General features: G+C 67.9%; 6 protein-coding genes. All 6 read left to right on the forward strand.

Going from position 1 to position 8,246, the window contains the following annotated elements; genetic code table 11:
- On the forward strand, positions 1 to 1,192 hold a 1,192-nt coding region (locus tag AC1DHX_RS19695; protein ID WP_476900387.1), incomplete at its 5' end, for a peptidoglycan D,D-transpeptidase FtsI family protein.
- Positions 1,193 to 1,389: 197 nt separating this feature from the next.
- Entirely contained in the window at positions 1,390 to 3,063 is a 1,674-nt protein-coding gene (locus AC1DHX_RS19700; protein ID WP_476859857.1) for a UDP-N-acetylmuramoyl-L-alanyl-D-glutamate--2,6-diaminopimelate ligase, read from the forward strand.
- 6 nt (positions 3,064 to 3,069) lie between these two features.
- The gene (locus AC1DHX_RS19705) at positions 3,070 to 4,647 is read left to right on the forward strand and encodes a UDP-N-acetylmuramoyl-tripeptide--D-alanyl-D-alanine ligase (RefSeq protein WP_476859856.1); all 1,578 of its coding nucleotides are present in this window, start codon (positions 3,070 to 3,072) and stop codon (positions 4,645 to 4,647) included.
- Positions 4,644 to 5,753 (forward strand): phospho-N-acetylmuramoyl-pentapeptide-transferase, encoded by a 1,110-nt coding sequence (gene mraY / locus AC1DHX_RS19710; RefSeq protein WP_476900388.1) that lies wholly within the window; start codon positions 4,644 to 4,646, stop codon positions 5,751 to 5,753. Before AC1DHX_RS19705 ends, mraY begins: the two co-directional genes overlap by 4 nt.
- Positions 5,735 to 7,336, forward strand: a complete 1,602-nt coding sequence (gene murD, locus AC1DHX_RS19715) for a UDP-N-acetylmuramoyl-L-alanine--D-glutamate ligase (protein WP_476859855.1) — start codon at positions 5,735 to 5,737, stop codon at positions 7,334 to 7,336. The genes mraY and murD overlap by 19 nt, the downstream gene beginning before the upstream one ends.
- Positions 7,337 to 7,338: 2 nt before the next feature.
- Positions 7,339 to 8,246: FtsW/RodA/SpoVE family cell cycle protein (locus AC1DHX_RS19720; protein ID WP_476900389.1), on the forward strand; the 908-nt coding region annotated here is incomplete at its 3' end.

Consider the following 8,246-nt stretch of genomic DNA (forward strand, 5'->3'; position numbering starts at 1 on the left):
AAGGCACACCGGGCAAGAAGGCACACCGGGCAAGCGGCTCTTTGAAATCGGCGCCGACGGACTGCGCATCCCGGTCGGTGTGGACCAATTGACGCCGGCGGTGAACGGCAAGGACATCAAACTCACGCTGAATTCGGACCTGCAGTACTTCTCCCAACAGGCGATCCAAAGCCAGAAGGACAAGCTCAGCGCCGAGTGGGGCGTGATCGTTGTCCAGGACGTCAAGACCGGCAACATCGTGGCCATGGCCGATACCGACTCCCCGGATCCGAACGACCCCGGCAAGGTTGCCGCCGAGGACCGCGGGGTCCGGGCCGTCACCGCCGCCTACGAGCCCGGCTCGGTGGAGAAGATGATCACGGCCGCAGCTGCGATTCAGGAAGGGAAGTCCAGCCCGCTGGACAGGTTCACCATTCCACCGACCTACACAGTGGACGGCCAGACCTTCAGTGACGCGTTCGAACACGGCACCGAGCAGCGGACGCTGGCGGGCATTGTCGGCTATTCCATGAACACCGGCACAGTCATGGTGGGCCAGCGGCTGAGCAAGGAACAGCGCTATGACTGGCTGCGGAAGTTCGGCATCGGCGATGCCCCCGACATTGGTCTGCCGGCCGAATCCAAGGGCATCCTGACCCCGGCCGACCAGTGGGACGGGCGTCAGCAATACACAGTGCTCTTCGGCCAGGGCGTCGCCCAAACCACCCTCCAGACTGTCCGGGCCTACCAGAGCATCGCCAACGACGGCGTGATGCTCCAGCCCCGGCTGATCGACAGCTACATCAACCCGGACGGTGCCGAGGAAAAAGTCCCGGCCAAAGCCCCGCAGCAGGTCGTCTCCAAGGAAACCGCCAAACAGGTCCGCGACATCCTTGAGAGCGCCGTAACCGAGGGCGAGATCAAAGAGGCTGCGATCGACGGGTACCGGGTGGGCGCCAAGACCGGCACATCCGAATCGCCCTGCGACGACGGCAAATCAGGGTTCTGCGGCTATACGGCCTCCATCATCGGAATGGCGCCCATGGACGATCCGCGGTTTATTGTTGAGGTGGTCCTGCAACGGCCCAAGGGAAGCATCTTCGGAATCACCAACGGACCGGTGTTCCGTTCGGTGATGAGCCAGACGCTGCGCACATTCAACGTCCAGCCCTCCACCGGCGAACCCGCGCGGCTGCCGCAGTACGCCAAGTAGCGCCTGTTCCACCTGGCACCCGGAAGTCACCAGCCGACGCCACACCCATTGCCTGCGCGCCGGAGCATTTCCGCGTGCGCAGGTCCCGATCTACCAGTGCCCGATTTTTTTCAGTGCCCGATTCATTCAGTGCCCGATTTTTTTCAGTGCCCGATTAGTTCAGTGCCCGATCCACTAGCACCACAACGGAGATCCACTTGTCAGAGCTCACCGACCCCGATGCTTCCGCGCCGTCCGGCCATGACTCCACCCAGGGCTTCCGGCCCACTGCGGTTGCCGCAGTGCCGCTGGCAGACATTGGCGCGGCGATCGGCATCGCCGTTCCCGGTGCATCAGGCTCCGTCCAGGTCACCGGGATCTCCCTGAACTCCCGGTCGGTCCGCCCGGGAGACCTGTACGTGGCCCTGCCGGGCGCCACACGGCACGGGGCCGACTTCGTGTCCCAGGCCGTCGACGCCGGCGCCGTGGCGGTCCTGACAGACGACGCCGGGGCGCGCCTGCTGGCCCTGGGCCATGACATCGCCGTCCCGGTCCTGCTGGCCCACGAGCCGCGCAGCGTGGTCGGCCGGCTGTCCGCGCTCATCTACCAGAGCAGGCCCGACGGCGCCGGGGCACCGGCCCTCTTCGGGGTGACAGGCACCAACGGCAAGACCACCACCACCTATTTCATCAATGCCCTGCTGCGGGCGCTGGGTAAGCGGACCGGGCTGATCGGGACGATTGAGATCCTGGCCGGCGGGGAGCCGATCCCGAGCCTGCTGACCACTCCCGAATCCACGGATGTGCACGCACTGTTGGCGCTCATGCGCGAACGCGGGCTCGATGCCGCCTCCATGGAGGTTTCCTCGCACGCCGTGTCCTTCCACCGTGTCGACGCCGTGGTGTTCGACGTCGCCGGCTTCACGAACCTCACCCAGGACCACCTGGACCTGCACGGGACCATGGAGGAATACTTCCAGACCAAAGCCCGGCTGTTTTCGCCGGAACGCGCCCGCGCCGCCGTCGTGACCATCGATGATGACTGGGGCCGCAAGCTTGCGGCCACCGCCGAAATCCCGGTCACGACCCTGGCCACGGCCGGGACCGACGGCGCCGGGCCGGCTGACGCCGACCGGACCACGGACCGAACCGCGGACTGGACTGTGGTCCGGACTGCTCCGCGGGGCCTCGGCTCCGACTTCGTCCTCCGGCACCGCGACGGCGCCGAGCTGCGCGTCCACACGGGCCTGCCGGGCGGCTTCAACGTCGCCAATGCCGCGCTGGCCACGGTGATGGTCCTCGCCGGCGGCCACGAGCCGGCCGCGGTGCAGGCCGCCCTCGACGCCGCGGATCCCTTCACCGTTGCCGTGCCGGGCCGGATGCAGCTCGTGTCCACGGCCCCGGCCGCCGTGGTGGACTTCGCGCACAACCCCGACGCACTGGCCCGTGCCCTCGAAGCCGTCCGGTCCCCGGAACCCGGATCCAGAGTGATCATCGTTTTCGGCGCCACCGGACAGCGGGACCAGGGCAAACGCCCCGCGATGGGTGCCATCGCGGCGCGGCTGGCGGACACCGTGATTGTCAGCGACGACGATCCCCACGACGAGGACGCGGCGGCCATCCGCGCGGACGTCCTTGCCGGGGCCCTCGCGGCCAAGGACGACGAAGGCCTGGACTGCACAGTCCTGGAGGTCTTCCCGCGCGACGCCGCCATCCTGAAGGCCGTAGAGCTCGCCGGAGCCGGGGACACCATCCTCGTGGCCGGGCGCGGTCACGAGGTCTGGCAGGAAGTCAAGGGAGTCAACCTGGCACTGGATGACCGGGTGGAGCTTCGGAACGCCTTGACAGCACGGGGATTCACCGTTCTCGAAGACCACCGGATAGAGTCCTAAACCGAGATGATTGCATTTACAGCGGCGGAAATCGCCGACATAACCGACGGCCGGCTCGCCGCGGAACCGGGAATTACCCCCGCCTCCGTGGTGACCGACTCCCGCGAGGCCACGGCGGGTTCCCTCTATGTGGCCAAACCGGGGGAGAACGCCGACGGACACGACTTCGTCGGCGCAGCCTTTGACCGGGGCGCCGTATTGGCGCTCGTGGAGCGCGAAGTGGCCGACGCCGCCGGAACGGACTATCCCGCCGTCGTCGTTGAGGACACTGTCCTCGCCATGGGCGCGCTGGCCGCCGAAGCCGTCCGCCGGATCCGTGCCAGCCGCGCCGCGGCCGGCGCCGCTTTCACCGTGGTCGGCATCACCGGCTCCGCCGGCAAAACCACCACGAAGGACCTGCTCGCCGGAATCTTCGCGGCCGCCGGCGCCGAAGGTGCCACAGTTGCGCCGCAAGGGTCCTACAACGGCGAGATCGGCGTGCCGCTCACAGTCTTCAAAGCCGACTTCGACACCCGCTACCTCGTCATCGAGATGGGCGCCACGGGCATCGGCCACATCCAGTACCTCGCGGACATGGTCCGGCCGGAGATCGGCGTCGTCCTCGGCGTCGGCTCCGCCCACGCCGGGGAGTTCGGCGGCGTCGAGAACATCGCGGTGGCCAAGGGCGAACTCGTGGAGGCGCTCCCGGCCGGGGGCACCGCCGTGCTGAACCTGGACGACTCCCGCGTCGCCGCGATGGCCACCCGGACCCGGGCCCGCGTGCTCGGCTACACCTCACGCGCGGCCGGCCCAGGCCAGGACACCACCATCCAGGCCGACGTGGCCCAGGCCGATGTGGTGAGGGCCGCGGATGTGGACCTGAACGCCGACGGCCACCCGGAATTTGAGCTCTACCTGCCCGCCGACGTGACGGACGGGAAAGCACAGCAAGGGCCAACCCGGCACCACGTCGCCGCCAAGCTGATCGGCGCCCATCACATGGCCAACCTCCTCGCGGCCGCGGCTGCGGCGCACGCGGCCGGCATCCCCGGGGCGCAGATCGCCGCCTCGCTCAGCGCGCAGACCGCCGCCAGCCGCTGGCGGATGGAGCGCACGGAGCGTCCCGACGGCGTGACCGTCATCAACGATGCGTACAACGCCAACCCGGAGTCCATGCGGGCAGCACTGCGGACGCTGGCCGAGCTGGGCCGCGGCCGCCGCACCTGGGCAGTCCTGGGCGCCATGCTGGAACTGGGCCCGGATTCCATCCGCGAGCACATGGCAGTCGGCACCCAGGTGGTGCGGCTGAACATCTCCCGGCTCGTCGTGGTGGGCCGGGAGGCGCGGTCGCTGTATGTCTCCGCCGTCAACGAAGGCTCCTGGGGCGACGAATGCGTTTTCGCCGAGACGGCGGACGAGGCCTACGTGCTTCTCCAAGCCGAGCTCCAGCCCGGCGACCTGGTCCTGTTCAAGTCATCGAACGGCATCGGGCTGCGCCACTTGGGGGATCGGATAGCATTACCCCCACATGCCACCCAAGACTCTCCCGAGCGACCTGCTGAGGGAACTGCCGCAACCGCCACAGAAGGGAGTGCACAGCTGTGATTGCACTGCTGATGGGCGCCGGAATGGCGCTGCTCCTCGCGTTTGTAGGCACCCCGCTGTTCATCCGGTTCCTGGTCCGCAAGGGCTACGGACAATTCATCCGGGACGACGGACCCACCTCCCACCACACCAAGCGGGGCACGCCCACAATGGGCGGCACCGTGGTGGTCGTGGCGGTCCTGGTCAGCTACGGGCTCACGCACCTGATCATGTGGATGATGAACCCGCACTCACCGGGGCCAAGCGCCTCCGGGCTTCTCCTGCTCTTCCTCATGGTGGGCATGGGGCTGGTCGGATTCCTGGATGACTTCATCAAGATCTCCAAGCAGCGCAGCCTGGGCCTGGACGCCAAGGCCAAGCTGATCCTTCAGGGCGCCGTTGGCATCATCTTTGCCGTGCTGGCGCGGAACTTCCCGAATGCGGCGGGCCTGACCCCGGCGTCCACCCAGATCTCGCTGGTGCGCGACATTCCGTGGCTTAACCTCGCGTTCGCCGGGACCGTACTCGGCGCCATCTTGTTCGTGCTGTGGTCCAACCTGATCSTCACGGCCGCGACCAACGGCGTGAACCTCACCGACGGCCTCGACGGCCTGGCCGCCGGCGCTTCCGTCATGGTGTTCGGGGCCTACACGCTCATGGGCATCTGGCAAAGCAACCAGGCCTGCGGATCCCCGCGGCAGGCCGGCAGCGGCTGCTACTCGGTCCGCGACCCCCTGGACCTGGCCCTGCTGGCCGCCATCCTGAGCGCGGCGATGGTCGGGTTCCTGTGGTGGAACACCTCGCCCGCAAAGATCTTCATGGGCGACACCGGCTCCCTTGCCATCGGCGGCGCCGTCGCAGCCTTCGCGATCCTGTCCCGCACCGAACTGCTGCTGGCCTTCATCGGCGGGCTCTTCGTCCTCATCACGCTCTCGGTCATTATCCAGGTGGGCTACTTCAAAATCACCAAGGGCAAACGGTTCTTCAAGATGGCACCGCTCCAGCACCACTTCGAGCTCAAGGGCTGGGCCGAAGTCACGGTGGTGGTCCGGTTCTGGATCCTGTCCGGGTTGTTTGTCGCCGCCGGCCTGGGCATCTTCTACGCCGAATGGGTGGTGCTGCTGTGACCGGTCCCATCCCCGCCCCGCTCACCACCTCGCCCCGGCTGCAGGGACTCACCACCTGGGATTCCGAGTGGGCCGGACTGCGCGTCGTGGTCACCGGCATCGGCGTCTCCGGCTTCGCCGCCGCCGACACCCTCATTGAACTCGGCGCCCGGGTGGTGGTGGTGGATGCCGCCACCAGCGCCAAGGCGCTGGCCCAGGCCGACACACTCCGCATCGTCGGCGCCGCGGACGTCCTGCTGGGCGAGGAAGCGGTGGAGTCCGTTCCGAAGATCGACGGGCAAAAGCCGGACCTGGTGGTCACGTCCCCGGGCTGGCGCCCGGACCAGGCACTGCTCGCCGCAGCGGCACGGGCGCACATTCCGGTGTGGGGCGACGTCGAGCTCGCCTGGCGGCTCCGCGAACGCGAGGGCCGTAAGACCGCCGACTGGCTGGCCATCACAGGCACCAACGGCAAGACCACCACGGTCGGCCTGACCGAATCCATGCTCCAGGCCGCCGGCCTGAAGGCGATCGCCGTAGGCAACGTCGGAACCCCGATCCTGGACGCCCTGCGCGATCCCGTGGACTACGACGCCTTCGCGGTGGAACTGTCCAGTTTCCAGCTGCACTGGAGCCACTCGGTGTCGCCGGTGGCCAGCGTGTGCCTCAACGTCGCTGAAGACCACGTGGACTGGCACGGCTCCTACGCCTCCTACCTGGCCGACAAGGCCAAGGTCTACGCCAACACGCAGAAGGCCTGCATCTACAACGCCGAGCAGATCGAGACCGAGCGCATGGTCGAGGACGCGGACGTGGTTGAAGGCTGCCGGGCCGTGGGATTCACCACACTGACCCCGGCCATCAGCATGCTCGGCGTCGTGGAGGGGCTGCTGGTTGACCGGGCGTTCATTGCCGAACGCAAGGACAGCGCGGCCGAACTCGCCTCGATCGCCGACCTGGGACCGGTGGCGCCGCGCCACATGGTGGCCAACGCGCTGGCAGCCGCTGCCCTGGTACGGGCCTACGGGGTGGAGCCATCGGCTGTGCGCCAGGGCCTGCTGAACTACCTTCCGGGAGACCACCGGATCCAGCTGGTGGCCCGGTATGAGGGTGTGCTGTGGATCAACGATTCCAAAGCCACCAACCCGCACGCCGCCGCCGCCTCGTTGTCCGCGTTCCAGAATGTGGTGTGGATCGCGGGAGGTTTGTCCAAGGGCGTGAATTACGACTCCCTGATCCAGGAACAGGGCAGCCGGCTCAAGGCCGTGGTCCTGATCGGCGCGGACTCCAGCGATCTGCAGGCCGCCCTGAAGCGACACGCGCCGGATGTCCCCGTGATCGGGCAGGGCAAGGGCGAGACTGAAGACGTGCAGACTGCCGGTACGGCCAAAGCCGACGCAGGCCCTTCGCCGATTTTCGGCGAGACTGTGATGGCCCAGGCCGTTGCCTCGGCGGCGCAGCTGGCCGCCTCCGGGGACACTGTGCTGCTGGCCCCGGCGGCTGCTTCCATGGACCAGTTCTCTTCCTAYGCTCACCGTGGCGATGCCTTCATCGAAGCTGTCCGCGAGCTYGTGGAAGGGCAGGCTCAGACCAGCGAGGAGTAACAATGGTCAGCACGCCCACACGTACGACGGCGGCACGACCCGCCGCCGGCGGGGCCAGTAGAGGCGGGGCCACCAGTGGCACGCCCGCCGGCCGTCGGGCCCCTTCGGCGGCACGGCCAACGGCCGGCGGCCCCGCCGTCACCCCCGCGGCCCGGGTGCGTGCCTGGAACCGCGGATTCTGGTCCGCGCTGGAAGGCACCGGCAGGTCGCGCAACGGATCCACGTACTACCTGATCCTTGGCTCCACCCTGGCGCTGACGGCGATCGGGATCATGATGGTCCTCTCGGCCTCCAGCGTGGAAGCCATCGCCGCGGGGGAGTCGCCGTACTCCGCCGCCTTCAAACAGGGCGGATTCGCCGCGATTGGCGTCTTCGCGATGCTTGTCCTCTCCCGCGTGAACGTCGTCTGGCTCAGGCGCTTCGCCTGGCCGCTCATGTTCCTGGCCATTGCGCTGCTGGGCCTGGTGCTCCTCGTGGGACGCAGCGCGCTGGGCAACCAGAACTGGATCGACGTCGGTCCGTTCACGTTCCAGCCCTCCGAAGCCGCCAAGCTCGCCCTCGCGCTCTGGATGGCCACCGTGCTTGACCGCAAGGCCAAGCTCCTCCATGAATGGCGCCACGCGCTCATTCCGGTCGTGCTCCCGGGCGCCATTGCGGTCCTGGGCCTCATCCTGGCCGGAAACGACCTCGGSACGGCCATGATYGTGATGATCATCGTGGCYGCCGCGCTGTTCTTCGCCGGCGTSCGGCTGTACCTTTTCGGGTTCGCCGGGGCGGTCCTGGCCCTTGGCGCGACGATCCTCGCCGTCACGAGCCCGAACCGGATGTGCCGCATCCTGTCATGGACGGGCCAGACCTGCGCCGACGGCTCCGACCTGAACTACCAGTCCACCAACGGCCTGTACGGGCT

Source organism: Arthrobacter sp. 05N33_2 (genome assembly GCF_056397425.1).

Excerpts from the sequence above, each read along its gene's own strand:
- AC1DHX_RS19705 (WP_476859856.1), top strand. The coding sequence starts at position 3,070 with ATGATTGCATTTACAGCGGCGGAAATCGCCGACATAACCGACGGCCGG.